The sequence below is a fragment of the Erwinia mallotivora genome (assembly GCF_000590885.1).
Taxonomy (GTDB): Bacteria; Pseudomonadota; Gammaproteobacteria; order Enterobacterales; family Enterobacteriaceae; genus Erwinia; species Erwinia mallotivora.
In genome coordinates this window covers 53,265-73,768 of sequence record NZ_JFHN01000022.1, presented here as the reverse complement: position 1 = coordinate 73,768, position 20,504 = coordinate 53,265, and the positions used below count along the sequence as shown (strand labels likewise).

General features: G+C 53.6%; 14 protein-coding genes and 1 pseudogene. 6 read left to right on the top strand and 9 right to left on the bottom strand.

The genetic code is table 11. From position 1 onward, the window contains the following. Window positions 1–27: 27 nt before the first annotated feature. From BG55_RS03310 to ygeW, 3 genes are read right to left on the bottom strand one after another with little or no spacing between them, the layout of a single operon-like run. A complete protein-coding gene (locus BG55_RS03310) occupies window positions 28–1,242 on the bottom strand; it encodes a YgeY family selenium metabolism-linked hydrolase (protein WP_034934327.1) in 1,215 nt (404 codons plus the stop codon). Between the two features lie 3 nt (window positions 1,243–1,245). Beyond that, the gene (gene dpaL / locus BG55_RS03305; protein WP_034934353.1) at window positions 1,246–2,457 is read right to left on the bottom strand and encodes a diaminopropionate ammonia-lyase; all 1,212 of its coding nucleotides are present in this window, start codon (window positions 2,455–2,457) and stop codon (window positions 1,246–1,248) included. A gap of 13 nt (window positions 2,458–2,470) precedes the next feature. Beyond that, on the bottom strand, window positions 2,471–3,661 hold the full coding sequence (gene ygeW / locus BG55_RS03300) for a knotted carbamoyltransferase YgeW (protein WP_034934325.1): 1,191 nt from the start codon (window positions 3,659–3,661) through the stop codon (window positions 2,471–2,473). A gap of 380 nt (window positions 3,662–4,041) precedes the next feature. Between ygeW and BG55_RS03295 the strand changes: the two genes are divergently transcribed. Then, entirely contained in the window at window positions 4,042–5,829 is a 1,788-nt protein-coding gene (locus tag BG55_RS03295) for a sigma-54-dependent Fis family transcriptional regulator (RefSeq protein ID WP_034934323.1), read from the top strand. Here BG55_RS03295 and BG55_RS03290 read toward each other — a convergent pair. The 3 genes from BG55_RS03290 to BG55_RS03280 are packed head-to-tail and all read right to left on the bottom strand — an operon-like array spanning window position 5,807 to window position 10,097. Further along, window positions 5,807–6,394, bottom strand: a complete 588-nt coding sequence (locus tag BG55_RS03290) for an NTP transferase domain-containing protein (RefSeq protein WP_052018662.1) — start codon at window positions 6,392–6,394, stop codon at window positions 5,807–5,809. The genes BG55_RS03295 and BG55_RS03290 overlap by 23 nt on opposite strands. A 15-nt stretch (window positions 6,395–6,409) precedes the next feature. Next, window positions 6,410–6,868 carry a (2Fe-2S)-binding protein gene (locus BG55_RS03285; protein ID WP_034934320.1) on the bottom strand — a complete coding sequence of 153 codons (459 nt, stop codon included), beginning with the start codon at window positions 6,866–6,868 and terminating at the stop codon, window positions 6,410–6,412. A gap of 10 nt (window positions 6,869–6,878) precedes the next feature. After that, a complete protein-coding gene (locus tag BG55_RS03280) occupies window positions 6,879–10,097 on the bottom strand; it encodes a molybdopterin cofactor-binding domain-containing protein (RefSeq protein ID WP_034934318.1) in 3,219 nt (1,072 codons plus the stop codon). Between the two features lie 367 nt (window positions 10,098–10,464). On the opposite strand from BG55_RS03280, the gene BG55_RS03275 reads away from it, so the two are divergent. From BG55_RS03275 to fdhF, 3 genes are read left to right on the top strand one after another with little or no spacing between them, the layout of a single operon-like run. Continuing rightward, the gene (locus tag BG55_RS03275; protein WP_034934316.1) at window positions 10,465–12,402 is read left to right on the top strand and encodes an FAD-dependent oxidoreductase; all 1,938 of its coding nucleotides are present in this window, start codon (window positions 10,465–10,467) and stop codon (window positions 12,400–12,402) included. Continuing rightward, a complete protein-coding gene (locus tag BG55_RS03270; protein WP_034934314.1) occupies window positions 12,399–12,911 on the top strand; it encodes a 4Fe-4S dicluster domain-containing protein in 513 nt (170 codons plus the stop codon). Before BG55_RS03275 ends, BG55_RS03270 begins: the two co-directional genes overlap by 4 nt. Next, on the top strand, window positions 12,904–15,054 hold the full coding sequence (gene fdhF / locus BG55_RS03265) for a formate dehydrogenase subunit alpha (protein ID WP_034934312.1): 2,151 nt from the start codon (window positions 12,904–12,906) through the stop codon (window positions 15,052–15,054). The genes BG55_RS03270 and fdhF overlap by 8 nt, the downstream gene beginning before the upstream one ends. A gap of 106 nt (window positions 15,055–15,160) precedes the next feature. Here the strand turns inward: fdhF and BG55_RS03260 are convergent, their stop codons facing one another. Together BG55_RS03260 and BG55_RS03255 are read right to left on the bottom strand one after the other, a co-directional pair. Next, on the bottom strand, window positions 15,161–15,718 hold the full coding sequence (locus BG55_RS03260) for a DcrB family lipoprotein (protein WP_034934310.1): 558 nt from the start codon (window positions 15,716–15,718) through the stop codon (window positions 15,161–15,163). A 243-nt stretch (window positions 15,719–15,961) separates the two neighbouring features. Then, window positions 15,962–16,627, bottom strand: a complete 666-nt coding sequence (locus BG55_RS03255; RefSeq protein WP_034934352.1) for a 7-cyano-7-deazaguanine/7-aminomethyl-7-deazaguanine transporter — start codon at window positions 16,625–16,627, stop codon at window positions 15,962–15,964. 252 nt (window positions 16,628–16,879) lie between these two features. Between BG55_RS03255 and tusA the strand changes: the two genes are divergently transcribed. Together tusA and BG55_RS03245 are read left to right on the top strand one after the other, a co-directional pair. Next, window positions 16,880–17,125 (top strand): sulfurtransferase TusA, encoded by a 246-nt coding sequence (gene tusA / locus BG55_RS03250; protein WP_034934308.1) that lies wholly within the window; start codon window positions 16,880–16,882, stop codon window positions 17,123–17,125. 235 nt (window positions 17,126–17,360) lie between these two features. Then, window positions 17,361–17,912, top strand: a complete 552-nt coding sequence (locus tag BG55_RS03245) for a hypothetical protein (RefSeq protein WP_152542603.1) — start codon at window positions 17,361–17,363, stop codon at window positions 17,910–17,912. Window positions 17,913–18,209: 297 nt separating this feature from the next. Here the strand turns inward: BG55_RS03245 and BG55_RS03240 are convergent. Further along, window positions 18,210–20,482, bottom strand: a pseudogene (locus BG55_RS03240) (zinc/cadmium/mercury/lead-transporting ATPase). Between the last annotated feature and the right edge of the window lie 22 nt (window positions 20,483–20,504).

Genomic DNA, 20,504 nt, shown 5'->3' with positions numbered 1-20,504 from the left:
GCAGAGCGCCGACATCAGAACGGGCGACTATTTCGTCTGTTGCATCCAGGCCAGTGGCGTGGCGGCATACAGCGCAGCGCAGGTGACCAGGTGCTCTTTCCAGGTTTTTTCATCAGGCGCGTGGGCTTCAGGTTCTTTACCCGGACCAAAGCCAACCACCGGAATGCCATGACGGCCCATAATTGAGACGCCATTGGTGGAAAAGGTCCATTTATCAACGACCGGCTCGCGATTAAATAACCCACGATAGGCTTCACGCAGGGTTTGTACGGTGAAATGGTCTTCTTCCACTTTCCAGGTGGGGAAGTAACATTCGGTGGGGTAGACCAGCCCGGTCCATGAGGCGCGTTCGTAATGATAGAGTGAGACGTCGGCTTGCGCCGCTTTTACCGCGGGCAGAGCGCGGATCTCATCCAGTGCCCTTTCCCAGGTTTCACCCCACGTCAGGCGGCGATCGATAGAAACGGCGCAGCTGTCGGCCACCGCACAGCGGCTGGGTGAGGTGAAGAAAATTTCTGAAACCGTCAGCGTACCCTTCCCCAGAAACTCATCATTACCGAGTCTGCCCGCCAGCGACTGCAATTCCATCAGCACCGGTGCCATTTTAAAGATGGCGTTGTCGCCCCGTTCGGGAGCAGAACCGTGGCAGCTTACGCCCTGCACCTCAACGCGGATTTCCATCCGCCCACGATGACCGCGATAAATCTGGCAGTTGGTGGGTTCAGTGCTGATGACGAACTCGGGGCGAATCTTCATCTGCTCAATAATGTACTGCCAGCACAGACCGTCACAGTCCTCCTCCTGAACCGTGCCGGTGATCAGCAGGGTGTACTCATCTTCCAGCCCCAGCTCCTTAATAATCTTTCCGGCATAGACCATTGCCGCCATGCCGCCTTCCTGATCAGAGGCACCACGTCCCCCAATCAACTCGTCGGTTTCCATGCCTTCATAGGGATCAAAATGCCAGTTTTTGAGATTGCCCACGCCAACGGTATCGATATGGCCGTCCATTGCCAGCAGACGAGGACCGTGGCCTACATAGCCCAGAATATTGCCCATCGGATCGATTTCTACCCGATCAAATCCGACCGTTTCCATCTCCTGCTTAATACGTGCAATAACCCGTTTTTCATCACAGCTTTCACTGGGGATGGCGATCATATCGCGCAAAAAACGTGTCATATCCGGCTGATATTTTCTGGCCAGTTTAAGGATCTGGTCATAAGGGATTGGCCTGCTCATCTGCTACTCCTGTCGTTGCTGATTAATTCCAAATTTTCCTTCCCACACCACTTCCCGATAATGTTCGGGATCGGTATCGCCTTCGCTGCTCAGTAGCAACACGCGCGAGTCGGGGGTGAGTTTCAGTTTCTCCATCCATTCGTCGCGTTGGGGGTGGCAAAGTATCGCTGCCATGACCCCCATCCCCGCTGCGCCCGATTCGCCGGAGACAATGCGGGGATCCTCTGCCAGCGGATTGCCCAGCACCCGCATTCCCAGAGCGGCGACGCGATCGTCACAGGAGATAAAGTGCTGGACGCAGTCTCGCAGCAGCGGCCAGCCCAGCGGATTCGGTTCCCCACAGGCCAGACCGGCCATAATGGTGTTCATTTCGCCCTGAACATTGACCATTTTTCCCTGTTGTGCCGAGCGAAACAGACAGTCGGCTTTATCCGGCTCCACCACCACCGCGTGCAATTTTCCTGCACCAAAGACATCACTCAGGTAACCCAGCACACCGGCCGCCATCGCCCCCACTCCTGCCTGCAAAAACACATGCGTGGGGTGAGGAATCTTCATGGCTTTCATCTGTTCCACTGCCTCATCGGCCAGCGTGGCATACCCCTGCATAATCCAGGTGGGAACCTGGGTGTAGCCCTCCCAGGCGGTGTCCTGCACCACTTTCCAGCCTTTCTCCTGCGCGGTGCGCATGGTTAATCTGACGGTATCGTCATAGTTCATATCGGTAACAATGCATTCGGCACCCAAATCGGTGATATGACCAACGCGGGCGGCCGATGAGCCTTTCGGCATGAAGATCACCGCACGCTGCCCCAGTTCTCTGGCTGCCCAGGCCACGCCCCGGCCATGATTACCGTCGGTGGTGGAGGTAAAGGTCAGTGGTTGCGGATGCTGTTGACGGAATGATTCGAAAGAGAAGTGATGAATATCCAACTGATACTCTTCACAAAGCAGGCGGGCGATGGCCCATGCGCCCCCTAACATCTTGAACGCGTTGAGTCCGAATCGTTTCGACTCGTCTTTGACTAATACATTCTCAACGCCCAGCGCTGCGGCGAAGGCGGGCAGCGAGTGAAGTGGTGTTGGCTGATAGCCAGAGAGGGTGCGGTGGAAGGCGCGGGCTTCTCTGGCGGACTCACGGCTGAACAGCGGCGAACAACGAGGAGCAAAGTGTTCGTTACTGATAATCTGCATGGACGAACGGAACGATGACATAACGTTTTCCCCTTCAAATTTTGATGCGGGGCTGCGCATCACGCAGACGCTGTTCCAGAACGGTTGCCGGATCGGCAAATTTCCGTGCGAGGATCATTGCCGCGATAATCCACGGCTTCCAACTGGCTTCTTTGTAGGTAGCAATGCGATAGCGTTCAAAGACACTGGCTTCCACCTCTCCCGCTTTGCAGGACAGGCCGGTGATGTCGGCGGGCAGGCAGTGCATATATAACGCATGGCCGTCGCGGGTGAGTTTCATCATCTCTTCGGTGCAGTGCCAGTCCTGATGGCGTGCATTTTGTTGCAGGCATGCCTGCTCAAGGGTTTTCAGTCCGGCATGATCCTGATTACGCAGCAGGGTGGTGCGCTGTTGCATCACCTGCCAGGGTGCCCAGGATTTGGGATAAACAATGTCGGCATCGTGAAACGCCTCTTCCATCGTATTGACCTGACGGAAGTGCCCGCCAGATGCGCTGGCGTTGCGGCGGGCGACCTCCAGCACTTCCGGGATCAGGTCATAGCCTTGCGGATGTGCCAGAGTGACGTCCATACCAAAGCGGGTCATCAGGCCGATAATGCCCTGAGGGACGGAGAGGGGTTTGCCGTAGCTGGGGGAGTAGGCCCAGGTCATGGCGATTTTCTTGCCCCTGAGATTTTGCAGCCCGCCAAAGTGTTCTTTCAGCCAGGCGAGATCGGCCATCGACTGGGTGGGGTGATCGATATCACATTGCAGATTCACCAGCGCCGGGCGTTGTGGCAATACCCCTTGTTGAAAGCCGTCATCCAGTGCCTCTCCGACTTCACGCATATAAGCGTTACCGGCCCCAAGGTACATATCATCGCGAATACCAATGGCATCTGCGCAAAAGGAGATCATATTGGCGGTTTCGCGCACCGTTTCGCCGTGGGCGATCTGCGATTTTCCCTCATCCAGATCCTGCTGAGTTAATCCCAGCAGATTCAGCGCTGAGGCGAAGGAAAAACGGGTTCGGGTTGAATTATCGCGGAAAACGGAAATACCAAGGCCATTGTTAAATCCCCTGGTGTCGATGTTTTTTTCACGCAGACGCTTCAACGCAGCGGCAATCTCCAGTACCTGCTCCAGTTCTTCACCGGTTTGCTCCCATGTCAGCAGGAAATCCTTGCTATGCAGGGCAGATTTTTTCTGGCGGATAGCATGCAAAAGCGTGGTTATCTCTTCCATTCTGTGAGGTTCCTTATGATAAAGAGGCCCCCTTCTTGCAGGTTCAGGCCCCGGAGAGACCCTCTGTGATGGGGAGAAGGTCATTTCTGCCAGAGCAATATCAACTTTTGTGCCAATCAGTATTTGTGAGCGGGCCTGAATGATGAAATGTGATGCTGCTCTGAAAGCGGGCTGATAAATCAGGAAAAAAAATGTAGCTTGTCTCCGATCAGGGTTACGGCCTGTTGAACCGGCGTAGAGATCGGGTGGGAAATGGCAGGGGTGGCTGAGCCGTGGCGCGAATCTGAAGCTCATAATGAGAAAATGAGGTTAAGTTCTCAAAATGAGAAAGACCAGCGCCTCTGACGTGATAAGCAACTAATGGATTAGAGAGGAAGCAAATGACTGCGACACCTGAAGCCCCTTCAGCCATGATGGCTATCCAGGGCATCATTCAGAATTTTTGTAGCTTGCTGGCAGGCGTGCTGCAACTGGAGGTGGAAGTTGTTGATCACCGTTTAATTCGCATCGCCGGGACCGGGAGTTATGGCGACAGGTTTGGTTTTGTGCCGAAAAGTAACACCCGGTTGCTGCGGGCGGTCATTGAGAATCAGCAGGAAGTGGCGGTTATCGATTCGCGCTTCAACTCACTTTGCAAAGCCTGTGAACAGCGGGAAGAGTGCAAAGAACGGGCGTTTCTTGGCGTTCCAATTATGTCCCCCCAACGCTGTCTTGGGGTGATCAGCCTGATTGCGGTGGATCAAAAACAGCATCAGCGGCTGAGCGAAAACGTGGATATGTTTTTGCAATATATCCGTCACGTTTCCCGGCTGATGGTGACGAATCTGGCCAGCACGCCTCGTCGTCAGTCAAAAAGTGAAGCGCTGTGGCTGACGATGATTGAGAGGATGGACCAGGGGGTTATTGTGCGGGATGACGCTGGCAGGGTGACGTTTATTAATTCCCGCGCACGGAATATGTTGCAGCTGCCCGAAAGCAACGTCACCGGACTGATGCTGGATATCAAACCGCAGATTTGGCAAAAAATCAGCCCGGAAGGACATCATCAGCATATTGTCACACTGCCCCATCAACAACTTATTCTGACCGGGCAGCTACATCGTGCTGAAGGACGGTCGCTTTTTTTACTGGCATTTCATCAGACTGCCGCATCCGTCCCGGCGGAAAATAATGAAGAGTTACCCGGTATTGAACAGCTGATTGGGCAATCTGTACCCATGAAAAAGCTTAAGCGGCTGGTAACGCGGGTGGCTCCGAGTCCGTCGAGCGTATTAATTTCTGGCGAAAGCGGAACAGGGAAGGAAGTGGTTGCGCGCGCCATCCATCGTTTTAGCAGGCGTCATGACCAGCCGTTTGTGGCAATTAACTGTGCGGCGATACCCGAAAATTTGCTTGAAAGTGAGCTGTTTGGCTACGTGAAAGGGGCCTTTACCGGCGCAGCGCCCGGTGGACGGCCAGGACTGATTCTGTCGGCCAACGGTGGCACGCTGTTTCTGGATGAGATTGGCGATATGCCTCTCGGTCTGCAAGCCCGATTACTGCGGGCAATTGAAAGTCGCGAAGTCCAGCCGGTGGGCGGTAACCGGCCTGTGCCGGTTGATATTCGCATCATTTCAGCAACGCATCAGCATCTGGAACAGGCCATCAGCACAGGCCGTTTCCGGGAAGACCTCTATTATCGTCTTAATGTAATCCCTCTTTTTATACCGCCGCTACGTGAGCGGGAAGGGGATGTGGAACTGTTGTTACACTATTTTCTCAGCCTGCATACTCGCCGTATCAACTGTACCTGGCCGGGGATCAGCCCTGAGGTATTGCGCCTGTTACAGCGTCATAGCTGGCCGGGTAATGTGCGGGAGCTGAGCAATCTTGTCGAATATCTGATCAATATTGTACCGGATGGCGGCATGATCGACAGTTCGCTGCTGCCGCCGGTGTTTCATACTTCGTGCGCGCCGCAACCACAGATCACAGCCACGCAAACTGCTTATCCCCTCGTCAGTGAGCTGCCAGAACAGAATGGTCAGGTCAGCCTTAAAACGATGGAAAAAAGTACCATTGAAGAGGTACTGCATCGCTGCAACAACAATAAAAAACAGGCCGCTGATGAGCTGGGCATTGGCCTGGCTACCCTGTACCGAAAAATCAAGAAGTACGGGCTTGTCTGACAGCGCTGGCCTTCAGCAGCTGCTGATACTGTTCCGGTGTGTCCAGATCGCAATGGATGGTCTGGCTGTTTACCGCCACGCTTTCACAACCGTATGCCTGAATCAGCTGACGGAGGTTACTCTCTGCCGGAGCGGATAAAATGATTTCCCGCAGTGCGGCTGGCAGTAAAACCGGATGCCCTCTGCCGCCATTGTGGCAGGGCTGAATGCAGCCGCAGGAAGGGTAATGCCACAGCAGGGAGTAAACCTGCGGATCGACAGCGGGCATATCCCCGGGAATCAGAAAGAAACGTTCACCACTTAATGCAGCCACGCCGCAGCGCACGGAAGAGAACATCCCCCCGGTGAAGTAAGGATTGTGGCAAAGACGGACGCCATGATGACCGGCGTATCGCTGCCGAAGCTCGTCAGCCCGATAGCCGGTGACCAGTATTACCCGGTCGCAGAAGGACAGTGCGGAGGCAATCGTACCATCCAGCACGGTGCCGTTCTTCCAGGGAAGCATCATTTTCCAACTGCCCATGCGGGTCGACAGCCCGGCGGCCAGCACCACACACTCTTTCATCTCTGTCAGTCCGTTTTAAGCCTTCAGCACCGCTTTAATGGATTTGATAATCGGTTGATAACCGGTGCAGCGGCACAGGTTTCCCTCCAGCGCCTCACATAAAGCGTCATCATCCGGGGCAGGATTTTTATCCAGTAAGGCTTTTGCACTCATCAACACGCCTGGCGTACAAAAGCCGCACTGCACGCCACCGTGTCGGACAAATGACTGCTGTAATTTGCGGCCCACCGGGTCAGCGTCCAGTGCCTCGATGGTGGTAATTTCAGCGCCGTCACACTGCGCTGCCAGCATTAAACAGGAACAGACTGATTTGCCATTCACTATCACCGTACAGGCACCGCATTCACCCACCGAACAGCCTTCCTTACTGCCGGTGAGCTGTAAATCTTCACGCAAAAAATCGAGCAGGCGACGATTATCATCCACCTCGCGCTGTACCAAAATACCATTTACTTTCAGTGTGATAAGGTTCATTAGCCTTTCCTTAGAGAGCCTGTTCTTCCCGTGCTTCTTCCAACATCTGGTGCAGCATTGCTGCTGCCACCGGAATTTTATAGGCGGCAGACCAGCGCTTACCGATAGCGGCCTCCAGCATCGCTTCCAGCGCTTTTACCCCTTCCTCAATCACGGCGTCAGTGAGTTTTCTTCCGGTAATGATCTTTTCCACGGCAATCAGCCGCTGAGGATGGCTCATCAGTGCGCCATCAACCAGGCGGCAGCGGGTCAGAATCCCCGCAGGATTAAACGAAAACTGCCCGGTAAAGCTTTGGCGGGTAATGTTAAGTGCATTTCTGCGGCCCAGTTGCAGGTAACGCTGCTGCATCTGCGGGCAGGATTCAGGTAGCGGGAGAATGAAATGAGTCAGCAATTCACCGGGCTGAAGCTGAGTCTGATAGCCAGCGGTAATAAATTCTGCCAGCGGTAGCTGCCGGGTGCCATTGAGGGTTGCCAGCCGCACTTCGGCATCATAGATGATTAACGGCGGTACGGAGTCTGCACAGGGCGCGGCGTTAACCACATTGCCGCCAATAGTCGCCCGGTTACGCAGCTGCAATGAACCAATGGTATTGCAGGCGGTGGTCAGCAGTGGGTAGTACTTTTTAATTAATGGATTAGCAGTAAGATCGCTGAAGCAGACCGCCGCGCCAATGACCATCGCCTCTCCCTGCATCTCTGTTTGCTGAATTTCGCGGATTGCGGAGATATCCACCAGCGGAATTGGTGTATTTTTCAGCCGGGCCTGCACCAGCACATCTGTGCCGCCCGCCAGCGGCCTGGCATCCTGCTTTTGCAGTGCCAGCAGCGCTTCCGCCAGCGTTGTGGCACGAGTCAGTTGCAGTGTGTTAATGCGTAAAACCTGCTTTTTCTCGCCGGATTCGGCCATCAGTTCACTTTGACGAACGGGCTTTTTCAGCGCATAGCCCAGTTTTACCTGCTCAAGGGTTAATGGCAGCACGTAATTCCGGCGTTCCAGTGCAAAACAGACCGCATTATTCAGCGCTGCGCCACCCAGCTCCAGCACCGGTTCGCCAATCACTTTGCCCCCGTAAGGGCCAGCTTTATCGTGATTCTCCACCGGGATAATATTGATTTCAGGGACATCTTTAATGGTCGGCAGCAGGTAGGTGTCAAAGTTTTCTGATTTCACTTCCCCCAGCTCAATATTGAACTCTTCCAGCATGCCATAGCCGATCATCCCCTGAACCACACCGCCGCAGACCTGGCCTTCAAATCCCACTTTGTTGATCACCTTGCCAACATCGTGAACCGCCGTAATCTGGTTGAAGCTGATTTTTCCTGTGCGGGTATCAACCGCAATGTCAGCCACCTGACAGCCATAAACCCAGGTAAAATAGGGGCTGCCGCAGCCCTTCTCTTCATCCCAGTGAATATCCGGTGCCACATGCCAGCCATAGGCCGAGAGATTGGCACCGGTCGCTTTGGTCATTTCCACTACCTGCTGAAAATCCAGCCGGTTATAGGGCTGAAGGCGATTGAAGACCTTGCCATTTTCCCAGACCAGATCCGCAATGCCCGTGGCCCCCAGCTTTTCTGCAATCGCGTCAGCCATGCGCTGCTTGATTTTATTGGCTGCGCTGAGAATGGCCTGCCCGCCCATCAGGGTTCCGCGTGAGGCGACCGTAGAGCCACCGTCAGCAATCATCGCCGTAGCAGGATCGGTAAAGGTGATCCTGTCGAGGCTGAGACCGAATGCTTCCCCGGCAATCATTGACATGGTGGTCGCCAGCCCCTGACCATTTTCGGAAACGGATGTGGAGATATTCACACTGCCATCTGCATTTACCTGAATCAGGGCAGAAGAGGCATCCAGACCTTCGGCACCTAAAGAACAGCCGCGATGGCTCAGTGCCAGCCCGATACCGTATTTAACCGGGCCATTCTGGCGGTTAAGCCGCCGGTAATGTTCTCTTTTGGCGATGAAATCGGTGCTGTCGATGGCGGTTTGCAGCACCTGTTGTGCGGAAACCCGATGTTCACTGAATACCTGCCCTGCCATGCTGGTATCATCCTGTTGCAGGGCGTTGCGCATCCGAAGTTCAATCGGGGATATCCCGAGCTGTTCTGCCACCTCATCCATCAGTGACTCATTGGCAAAAATAACCTGAGGTGCGCCAAAACCACGATAGGCAGAAGTGTAATTGTTATTGGTGTAGACCCCGGTGACATCGACCCGAACATTGGGAATGTTATAAGGTCCGGCGGCCTGAACTGAGCTGCGCCAGGTGACAAACACCGTCTGACCTGCATAGCTGCCGCCGTCAGCGAGAATATCAATCTTGATGGCCTGAATTCGCGCCTGGTCATCAAGGCCGATTTTATAGTGCATCAGATAGGGATGGCGTTTATAACTCTCGCGCATTGACTGCTCGCGATTGTAAGTCATCTTAACCGGCCGGCCGGTAAGCTGCGCCAGCAACGCCGCGCGGCAGGCGAGATGATCGATAATATCGTCTTTGCCGCCGAAAGAACCGCCCAGTACCGAGCGTCTGACGTTAACTTTCGCCTGAGGTAACCCAAGATATCTGGCGACCATCCCCCTGACCCGATGGGCATTTTGAACTGAGCCATAGAGGGTCATAATGCTGTCGTTAGCATCAATGGCAGCGGTAATGGATTCGGGTTCTATATAGCCGTGCTCCTGAAAACCCACCTCATAATCCCGTTCAAAGATATGACATGAGGCGGCAAATCCCGCTTCGATATCACCTTTCACCGTATGATGATGATTAATAATGTTGTTTTCTCTGTCGCTGTGGATCAGACGTGCGCCTGGCGAGAGGGCTTCTCTTACTGATGTCAGTGGGGTGAGGGGGCGATAAACGATTTTGATTTTCTCTGCCGCAAGGCAGGCGGCTTCCTGGGTTTCGGCGGCAATAACCGCAATGACGTCGCCACGAAAGGCTATTTCCCGGTCAATAATGGGCGGATAGTCGGGGATGACCACACCGATGTGCGTTTCACCGGGGATGTCGGCGAAGGTGGCGATTTTCACCACGCCGGGCACCTGTTCCGCCTCGGTTAAATCAAGCTTTTCAATGAAGCCAGCCGCGATATCCGTATAGCGACAGACGCCATAAAGCATGTTCTTCAGCACCAGGTCGTCGCCGTAAATTGCGCTGCCTTTTACCTTTGCCAGTCCATCAACACGCGCCACTTCACTTCCAACCAGAATGGTACTCATTGGGCCATTTCTCCTGATGTGCTCCTGTCGCCACGACAAAGCAAGGGATATGCCAGAGTCAGAAAAATGGGGTGGTCAATGAATAAGTTGTGAGCCGGGATTGAAAAAGGGAGGTGTGGGAAGAAAAAAACGGCGGCGAGAAATGGCTCAATCTTTACTGGCTTTTCACTTTGACACTTGTCTTATCAAAGTGAGAAGTAGAATATCCCTGTTGGTTACAAGGATAATCCCGGCAGGCTGAGAGGTCGGGTAATAATGCAAGTTGCATCACATTTCCAGCGATTGCCACCGTGGTTCCGGCAAAGCTGTCCACATTTTGCATAGCGGTGGGCTGGAGTGATCGGGGCTGCATAAAAAAGGATAAAAAATGAACCGCTTTGTCATTGCTAATCCCACAGAGTGTATCGGTTGTCATGCCTGCGAAGTGGCATGTGTGCTTACGCATAATCAGTCTCGCTGGCCCGCCAGTCGCAGTCAGTTTCGTCCCCGTATTCATCTGGTCAGTTCAGCAGCCACACAGGTGCCGTTGACCTGCCGTCACTGTAACAACTCGCCCTGTGTGGCAAGTTGTCCCACCGGCGCGCTGGCTTACCAGCAGCAAAGCGTCCAGCTGACAGAAGATAAATGTATTGGCTGTAAAAATTGCCTGCTGGCTTGCCCTTTCGGCGCCATTGAGGAGCTTCCCGCAACGGGTCTGATGATGAAGTGCGATCTCTGCCAGCACACTGAAGCAGACAAGCCCGCCTGCGTCAGCATCTGCCCGACAGGTGCGCTGCAACTGATGGATGAAGCTGCGCTTCAGCGTCAGCGCCAACAGCGGCAGACGCGCAGTGCAACAGGCATCACGCCTTCCCTGCCCACCAACGGAAAAGGGCGGCAGCTGCTGGATAAGCCCCCACGGCGCGGGGCAGTCAGGCTTACAGCAGAACGGCGTAAGCAACATTTCGATGAAATTTATCTGGGGCTGAACGAGGCGCAGGCGGCCTATGAGACGGAACGGTGCCTTTATTGTGCACAGCAAGCCTGGTGCGGCTGGACCTGCCCACTGCATAACGCCATTCCTGACTGGATACGCCTGGCAGGTGAAGGTCGGATTATTGAAGCCGCCGAACTCTCTCACCAGACCAGCAGCCTGCCGGAAATTTGTGGCCGTGTCTGTCCACAGGATCGCCTCTGTGAGGGGGCCTGTACGCTGAATGGCAAGGCAGGGGCCGTGACCATTGGCAATATTGAACGTTACATTACCGACCAGGCTCTGGCGCAGGGCTGGCGTCCTTCGGTGGGGGACGTCACGCCTCGCCAGCAGCGTGTGGCGATTATCGGCGCTGGACCCGCCGGACTGGGGTGTGCAGATATTCTGACCCGCCGTGGCGTTCAGGCGGTGGTCTATGACCGTCATCCGGAGATCGGTGGCCTGCTGACCTTCGGCATCCCTTCCTTCAAGCTGGATAAGCAGCTGATGGTTAACCGACGTGCGATCTTCAACGAGATGGGGATTGAGTTTCGGCTTAATTGCGAAATTGGCCGGGATATCAGCTTTGATCGGTTGCTGGATGAATATGATGCGGTGTTCCTTGGCGTCGGAACCTATGGGTTGATGAAAGCGGGACTGGAGCATGAAGATGCGCCGGGCGTCATTCAGGCTCTTCCTTATCTGATCGCCAATACCCGGCAAATTATGGCATTTGATGAAGATCCACAGTATCCCTGCATTTCGTTGCGGGATAAGCGCGTGGTGGTGCTGGGCGGCGGGGATACGGCGATGGATTGCCTGAGGACCGCCATACGTCAGCAGGCCAGTCAGGTGATTTGTGCTTACCGTCGCGATGAGCAGAGCATGCCCGGCTCGAAAAAAGAGGTCGTCAATGCGCGGGAAGAGGGGGTGGAATTTATGTTCAACCTGCAACCGCAATATCTCCAGCTGGATGAAAACGGGTGCTTCAGTGGTATTGGTCTGATTCGCACTGTGCCAGGAGAACCCGGCAGTGACGGACGCCGCAGGCCACAGCCGCTGGCGGGTTCAGAATTTGTGCTTGAGGCGGATGCACTGATCCTGGCGTTTGGTTTTCAGGCACACGAGATGCCCTGGCTGGCCGGGCACGGAGTCCGTTTTGACCGTTGGGGATTGATTAAGACTGGCGAACAGGGGGCTTCCACACAAACGCATAATCCTAAAGTTTTTGCCGCCGGGGATGCGGTGCATGGGGCCGATCTGGTGGTGACGGCGATGGCCCAGGGGCGACGCAGTGCGGAGGAAATCATCGCGATGTTTGACCGGCAGCCACTCAGGGAGAGAAGCGCATGAGCCAATTTATTCTGGCGACCACCATGAAATGCATCGGCTGCCACACCTGTGAAGTGGCCTGCGCCGTGGTCCATGCCGGAACGGTTGCGGTGACATCACAGGACTATTTTCCGCGTCTCAGGGTGGTGAAACAGAATGCAGTCAGCACGCCGGTAATGTGCAGACAGTGTAGAAATGCACCCTGTGTCGCGGCCTGCCCGGTGGCTGCCCTGCAACAGGGTGAGCAGGCCGTTGAGATTGTCAGTGAGCGCTGTATCGACTGCAAAAGCTGCATGATTGCCTGTCCGTTCGGTGCGATTGAAATCGTCAGCACAGGGGGCCATCCGCAGGTGATTAAATGTGACCTCTGCGCCGGGCAGAGCAGCGGATCGGCCTGCGTCAGTGTTTGTCCAACCGGTGCGCTAACGTGTGTGACCTCGGATGAACTGAGCCAGCTGCGGCGGCAGCGACAGCGGCAGACTGCCTCAGGAAGCCAGATGCTTTTTCAGGAGGAATGGATCAATGGATAAGGTCATTACGGTTTGCCCCTACTGTGGCTGTGGTTGCAAGATTGAACTGCACGTTGAGCAGGGTAAGGTTGTCACCGCAAAGGGCGCACCCGGCGTTACCAACGAGGGCGAACTCTGTCTGAAAGGCTATTATGGCTGGGAGTTCCTGAATAACACCCGCCTGCTGACGCCACGGTTAAAACATCCTGCCATCCGTCGTCGTCGGGGCGACCCCTTCGAGGCCGTCAGTTGGCAGGAGGCCATCGACTTCGCCAGTTCGCGCCTGAAAAAGATCAAGGCCCGCTATGGGGCTGAAAGCATCATGGTCACCGGATCATCCCGGGGACCCGGCAATGAAACCAATTATGTTATGCAGAAATTTGTCCGGGCAGTGCTGGGTACCAACAACATCGACTGCTGCGCACGGGTCTGCCACGGACCTTCCGTTGCCGGACTGCAAACCACGCTGGGCAATGGTGCGATGAGTAACTCGATTGGCGATATCGAAAACAGCGATTGCCTGCTGATCTTCGGTTATAACGCGGCGGATTCCCATCCAATTGTGGCAAGACGTATCGTCAGGGCGAAGCAAAAAGGTGCAAAAATCATCGTCTGCGACCCCCGCTATATTGAAAGCGCTCGTCTTGCCGATTTGTGGCTGCCGTTGAAAAATGGCAGCAACATGGCTCTGGTCAATGCATTTGCTAACGTATTGATTAATGAGGGATTGTGTAACGAGGCTTTTCTACGGGAGCATACCGAAGGAAGAGAGGCGTGGCAGGAGGTGGTGCAGCGTTATACCCCTGAGTCGGTCTGTGAGATCACCGGGATTGCGCCGCAACTGATACGCCAGGCAATGCGACTTTTCGCGGGGGTGAAAAATGCCACCATCCTCTGGGGAATGGGGGTGACGCAATGGGGCCAGGGTGTTGATGTGGTAAAAGGGCTGTCCAGTCTGGCGCTGGCCACCGGCAACCTTGGGCGACCCGGCGTGGGCGTCGGGCCGGTACGCGGGCAGAATAACGTGCAGGGAGCTTGTGATATGGGCGCGTTGCCAAACGTTTTTCCTGGCTACCAGTCGGTCAGCGATCCGCAGGTCCGTGAGAAATTTGCCGCCGCCTGGGGAGTCAAATCGCTCAGCGATAAAGTCGGTCACAGCATCACTGATGTTGCCCATCTGGCGATGGAGAATAAACTCCATGCCTACTGGATAATGGGCGAGGACCCACTACAAACCGAACCCGATTTGGCGCTAATGCGTAAAGCGATGGCAAAGCTGGACCTGGTTATCGTGCAGGATATTTTTATGACCAAAACCGCAGAAATGGCTGATGTTATTCTGCCTGCTACCAGTTGGGGGGAGCATGAAGGGGTTTATACCAGCGCCGATCGCGGCTTCCAGCGTTTTTATAAAGCCGTCGAGCCCGAGGGCGATGTGCTCCCCGACTGGGAGATCATCAGCCGGATGGCGCAGGCGATGGGCTACCCGATGCAGTATGAAAACAATGAAGCCATCTGGAATGAACTGCGTTCTCTTTGTCCTCTTTACGCCGGTGTAACCTGGGAAAAAATGGCTGGCTTCGGCTATGTGCAGTGGCCCTGTCCGGATGAATCCCATCCGGGGACGCCGTTTCTTTACCAGGGCAATCGCTTTCATCGCCCCTCTGGTAAAGGGCTGCTGTTTGCCTGCGACTGGCGGCCACCCGTTGAACCGGTCGATGAGGCGTGGCCACTGGTGCTCTGTACCGTGCGGGAAGTTGGACACTACAGCTGTCGTTCAATGACGGGCAATTGCCATGCGCTGAGCGCGCAGGCGGATGAACCTGGCCGGGTGCAGATTAACACTGAGGATGCGCGGCAACTTTCTGTCAGTGACGGTGAGCTGGTGTGGGTGGTATCAAGACGTGGCAAGGTGATCAGCAGGGCAGAAGTGAGCGACCGTACCAATCAGGGGGCGGTTTATATGACCTATCAGTGGTGGATTGGTGCCTGCAATGAGCTGACAATCGACAGCCTCGACCCGATATCAAAAACCCCGGAATATAAATATTGCGCGGTGAAAATAGAAAAAATCGCCGACAAAAAATGGGCAGAACAGCATGTTGCCCAACGTTATCAGCAGCTGAGACAGCGTCTGGCTGAGGCTGCGGAACCACTGAGCTGAAGTGACCCCTTCGTCCGGATCGGAGAGCTGACGATGGTGAAGCAAGGCTAAGCTGTGCCGGTCCGGGAGGGGTGAAAACGGCCCCTGACGACAAGGGGCCAGAAGGCTATTTAAGCGTGATGGTGTTGATGATATTTTCAGCTTCAGCCTGAGACTGTTGTTGATTATCCGCAGGGAGGGTGATTTGCAACGTCAGCAATTTGTTGTCAACTTTTGCCAGCACCACTGAAGACCAGGATGACTGATTTTTTGCTGAAATCACCGAGTCCAGCTGCTGAGCAGGCTGACCTTTCAGGTCAATAGCTTTGTTAGTAACCACTTGCAACTGCGGATCGCGGCTGCGCTGCTGCTGTTCCAGACGTTTCGACAGCGTATCCAGCCCTTCGCTGCTTGTGTCCCCTTCAATCACAATAATGGCTTTCTGGCCGGAGGCATCGGCGTAGACGTGCATATTGTTAGCCTGCGTACCCAGTTTACCACTCTGATCGGACATGCCAGATGGCAGGGAGAAACTCATTTTGCCGTCCATCAGGGTCACTGTCTGACCACTCTGGCTGCTACTGCTGCCATTGCCATCGGCTGCGGCTTTATCATTTTTGCCGTCACAGGCGGTCAGTCCAACCACCAGTAAACCGATGCCAGCATATTTTAGTAAGTTACGCATTGTTCTCTCTTCTACCTTAGTCGTGTACCTGTTACTGCCACTCATAGAATAGTAATCAGCGGTTAAAAGCAACTGACGCTTTGTAGTGTAGGTGCTTAACGTCTTTTGAGACACCGTTTTTAATGGCGAGGTTTTGCTCTGACAGCGGCGCAATTTAGCGGGTTAGAACTTAAGAAAGCGGAGATGACGTGGCAAAAAACTGCCTTACCGGGGTGGCAAGGCAGCTTAAAAGGTCAGCGGGTTTCAGCCGAAATTAACTCTGGCACCGGCAGGTTTTTCGGCCAGTCGTTTGAGTACGGTATTTAACAGCACGCCATAAGCAGGCAGGAAAAACAGCATGCAGATAATCACCTTAAAGCTGTAGTCCACCAGCGCGATTTCCACCCAGTTCTGTGCCATAAACAGATCGGTGCTTTTGTAAAAGGCGATAAAGAAGAAGGCCAGCGTATCACTGATATTCCCCAGAAACATGGCTGAGGCGGGTGCTATCCACCACTGCGGCAGCTTGCGCAGGCGATTAAATACATGCACATCCAGAATCTGACCCAGCGCATAAGCCATAAAACTGGCACAGGCGATACGGGCGACAAACAGGTTAACCACGTTCAGAGCAGCAAAACCCTGCCACTGGCCCTGATAAAACAGCGCAGAGATAACGTAGGAGATAAACAGTGCCGGAACCATCACCAGCAGTATAATGCGACGGGCCAACGGCGCACCAAAAATCCGCACGGTTAAATCGGTAGCGAGAAAAATAAACGGAAAGCTGAACGCGCCCCAGGTAGTGTGCAGGCCAAAAATGGAGACGGGCAGCTGTACCAGATAGTTGCTGGAGGTGATCACCAGCACATGAAATAACGACAGCCAGACCAACGCTTGCATGCGCTGGCGTGAAGAGAAAGAAATCATCATGTGACCTTTTTGAATAATGGGGTGAGGGAACCCAAAAATAATTATCTCGCCCGGGCGATTGCGCGGCATATTACCGAAACAGTCTGCCAATGCAATGGTTAATTTTAGCGCAAACGTTACCGCCATCGCGCTTCCCGATAAACCTTATTAACTGACATTTGTGTGGCATTTAAAACAACAGCCAGTCTGCTTGCACATCCCCCCACGCCGGGTAAAATGACCCGCGTTGTTTCTTCAGGTGAGAATTCTATGAGCGAGATGTTCGCTAATCCCGACCAAACGCTGGATACGCTTGGCTTACGGTGCCCGGAGCCGGTTATGATGGTACGTAAAGCGGTGCGCCACATGCAGGATGGCGAAACCTTACTGGTCATTGCCGATGATCCTGCCACCACACGCGACATTCCCGGTTTCTGTCGTTTTATGGAACACAGGCTGCTGGCACAGGCCACAGATGAAGTACCCTACCGATATTTGCTTAAGAAAGGGCTGTAAAAATAAGTTGGCTGCATTGAGTTTCTTATTTACTTATCGCTTCAGCCAGCTTATCAATTTGATTGTGATTAACGAGGTTTCTCTGAAGTAAGATTTAACAGAACCATGCTGTAAAGACCAAATAAATTCCTGAACCTTTCCCGTATTACATTCTGACTCGATAGCGGTAAGCGTTTTTTTATATCATGAATTTTTTATCTCAATAGAATAAAAAAATAAAAAACGGGAGAAAATCATGATTTCAAATAATGTTGATGTATGTGCAGGGACAGTAAGTGTAATTAATGTTACTGAATCAGCTCACTTGCCAGCAAAAGGCGTTGTCAAAAATTTAGTTGCTAAATTTGAGCAAGTGTCTCTGAGTCATAACGAAGTGAATTTGCAGCCAAAATCCAAAGGGCAGCGTAAAATTTATGCAGGCAGCTTCTCGCAGCTTCTCAGTGTTAATGGTAAACGACTGAAAAATTACATTATAAGTAATAAAAGCAGTCATCCTGCTCTTCCTGAAATAAATATGAGCAATACTGTAAAGGAAAATAAGCCAGTCCTTCCAGCCAAACCAGAAAAAAGTCAGATAATAAATGAGCTGGTTAAGCCATCAGAAAAAAAAGAAATATTCAGTGAAGAAATATCTGCTATCCGATCTGAGTCGGGCATTGAAAAAAATCAAAAATCTTCTTTTTCGCTGATAACAGATAATTATCTTAAAGTTGATGCTTTAAAGAAAAAAGCAGTGGATCTGGGGTGTGAGTTAGAGGCATATGCTAAAAAAATAATGATTATATAAATCCAAAAGATAATAAACATTATTACTTCGAAGAAAGCATGCGCAGGATAGTTGATAAGCTTGACGATATGTTTGAGGAAGTCGAACAGGATAAAAATCTGCATACGGCCAGAAAGGAAGTTTTTAAGATCTGCTTCCGATTCTTTGACAGACTTGACGCACTTGCAGAAGAGAAATTCAGTAAGTGATTCTGCCTGGTTGTCTTCACATTCAAGGCGATCGTCTTAATACTGCGGCCGATCGCCAGCGATTCCTGTGTTCAATCTACAAGAAAATTCTGCCTGTAAGTCACTATAGTTAGCGCTTACTTAACAAGCGGAGTGCATTAGCTGTCACCAGTGCCGTTGCGCCAGAGTCGGCCAGTACGGCCAGCCACAGGCCAGTGAATCCCAGAAGCGTGGTTACCAGAAACACGCCTTTCAGAGTCAGTGCCAGGGCAATGTTTTGCCGGATGTTGGCGTGGGTTGCACGGGACAGGCGGATCATCGTCGCCAGACCCATCAGGTTATTGTGGGTCAGTGCAGCATCTGCTGTTTCCAGCGCCACGTCGCTGCCGCTGCCCATCGCGATGCCGATGGTGGCGGCCTTCATCGCGGGCGCGTCGTTAATTCCATCACCGACCATGGCAACCGAACCCTGCTGGCGGAGTTCAGCAATGGCCGCGACCTTATCCGCAGGCAGTAAACCAGCACGATAGTCTGTCTCCAGCTCGTTGGCGATAGCGGCGGCAGCCCGGGGATTGTCCCCGGTCAGCATCACCGACTTTATCCTCAGTTTACGCAACGCCTGCAATGCCGCCGCCGCTTCTTTTCTGAGCGTATCGCGCAGACCGATCAGGGCAATCGGGCGACCATTTTCCAGCATCACCACGACGGTATTTCCGGCATCTTCCAGACTGGCAATCTGAGCAGAGAGTGAAATTGTCAGGCAATTTTTTGCCACATTTTTGGGGGAGCTGATCAAAAGTGAGTAACCATTTACTGTTGCTTCAACTCCTTTGCCAGGCTGTGTTATCTGGGATTCTGCTTCCGGAATAGTGAGCTGTCGGCGGGTGGCAAGTGCAACAATGGCTTTTGCCAGCGGATGCGAAGAACCCTGCTCCGTGGCGGCCGCCTTCACCAGCAATTCATCTTCAGTTTCTTCGTTCAGACTGATAATGGTCGTGACCTCGGGTCTGCCTTCGGTTAGCGTGCCGGTTTTATCAAATGCCAGTGTGCGGATTGCATTCAGACTTTCCAGCGCGGCCCCGCCTTTAATCAGCACGCCGCGCCGCGAGGCGGCAGCCAGTCCGGAGGTGATTGCTGCCGGTGTGGAGATAACCAGCGCACAAGGGCAACCAATCAGCAGCAACGTCAGCCCTTTGTAAATCCATATTTGCCACTCGCCAGCGAAAATAAGCGGGGGGATCACGGCAACCAACAGCGCGATAAACATGATAACGGGGGTATAAATGCGGCTGAACCGATCGAGGAATCGCTCAACCGGAGCACGGTGTGATTCTGCTTCTTCGATCAGATGCAGAATGCGATCGATTGCGCTCTCACCCGGTCGGGAAACCACTTTAAGCCTGACCTGCTGGTCAACGCTCAGACTGCCTGCGGCAATCACCTCTCCCTGCCGGCGTTCAACCGGCACTGATTCGCCAGTCAGGGCACTTTCATCAAAGCTGGCCCACGCGGCCATCAGACTGGCATCGGCTGGTAAACGAGCGCCAGCGGCAACCTCAATAATATCGCCGGGTTGCAGTGCGCTTAAAGCAAGGGTTTCGCGCCTGCCATCTTTAATTCGCACCGCCTCCTCGGGTTGCAGTGCCATCAGGGCGGTAATGCCCCGACGTGCACGCCGGGCGGCATAAGACTCCAGGCGCTCACCCAGCATAAACAGTAACAGCACCATAGCAGCTTCTGCGGTAGCGCCAATAAACAGTGCACCGATGGCTGCCACAGTCATCAGCGTTTCGATAGCAAAGGGAGTTCCGCTTTTGATCAGGCGAAAAGCGCTGCGGGCAACGGGCCAGACACCGGTCAATGTGGTGAGAATAAAAGCAACTTTTCCGGCCTGCGGACTGAATTGCTCAATCAGCCAGCTGGCAGACATCAGGATAACGGTTGCCAGCAGGAAACCGTTGTCCTGCCAGAAAGTGTTTTTCTGTCCGACTGATGGTCGGGCGTGACTGCGTCTCAGGCTGAATCCTGCGCCCTGCACAGCCAGCTCGACCTGCCGGGAGACATCCTGCGTTGCGTTCACGACCAGTTTTCGGTGGTAAACAACACCTTTACCGACACCACAGAAGTTACCTGACTGACGGCATTTTCAATCTTTCTGGCACAGGACGGGCAGTCCATTCCGCTGATTTGCCAGCGCCATGTGGGCAGCGCTGAAGCCTGGTCGCTCTCTTCTGTGGGACGCTCTGGAGAACCACAAGTGGCATCGCCACAGCAGCTGCTTTCAGGAACGGCGGTGTTGATTGCGGTTAAGGTGCGGATAACCGGCCGCGGTTTACCGTGGCAGTCTGGCTGACGGCTGGCGTGGTGAATACCACAGGAACATGACGAAGAGTGCTGGTGCATTAGGCCTCCTGATAAATCCGGG

Coding starts and splice junctions, on each gene's coding strand:
- BG55_RS03295 (WP_034934323.1), top strand. CDS start 4,042: ATGACTGCGACACCTGAAGCCCCTTCAGCCATGATGGCTATCCAGGGC.
- BG55_RS03270 (WP_034934314.1), top strand. CDS start 12,399: ATGAGCCAATTTATTCTGGCGACCACCATGAAATGCATCGGCTGCCAC.
- BG55_RS03280 (WP_034934318.1), bottom strand. CDS start 10,097: ATGAGTACCATTCTGGTTGGAAGTGAAGTGGCGCGTGTTGATGGACTG.
- BG55_RS03290 (WP_052018662.1), bottom strand. CDS start 6,394: ATGAAAGAGTGTGTGGTGCTGGCCGCCGGGCTGTCGACCCGCATGGGC.
- dpaL (WP_034934353.1), bottom strand. CDS start 2,457: ATGTCATCGTTCCGTTCGTCCATGCAGATTATCAGTAACGAACACTTT.
- BG55_RS03255 (WP_034934352.1), bottom strand. CDS start 16,627: ATGATTTCTTTCTCTTCACGCCAGCGCATGCAAGCGTTGGTCTGGCTG.
- BG55_RS03310 (WP_034934327.1), bottom strand. CDS start 1,242: ATGAGCAGGCCAATCCCTTATGACCAGATCCTTAAACTGGCCAGAAAA.
- fdhF (WP_034934312.1), top strand. CDS start 12,904: ATGGATAAGGTCATTACGGTTTGCCCCTACTGTGGCTGTGGTTGCAAG.
- BG55_RS03260 (WP_034934310.1), bottom strand. CDS start 15,718: ATGCGTAACTTACTAAAATATGCTGGCATCGGTTTACTGGTGGTTGGA.
- tusA (WP_034934308.1), top strand. CDS start 16,880: ATGAGCGAGATGTTCGCTAATCCCGACCAAACGCTGGATACGCTTGGC.
- BG55_RS03245 (WP_152542603.1), top strand. CDS start 17,361: ATGATTTCAAATAATGTTGATGTATGTGCAGGGACAGTAAGTGTAATT.
- BG55_RS03285 (WP_034934320.1), bottom strand. CDS start 6,868: ATGAACCTTATCACACTGAAAGTAAATGGTATTTTGGTACAGCGCGAG.
- BG55_RS03275 (WP_034934316.1), top strand. CDS start 10,465: ATGAACCGCTTTGTCATTGCTAATCCCACAGAGTGTATCGGTTGTCAT.
- ygeW (WP_034934325.1), bottom strand. CDS start 3,661: ATGGAAGAGATAACCACGCTTTTGCATGCTATCCGCCAGAAAAAATCT.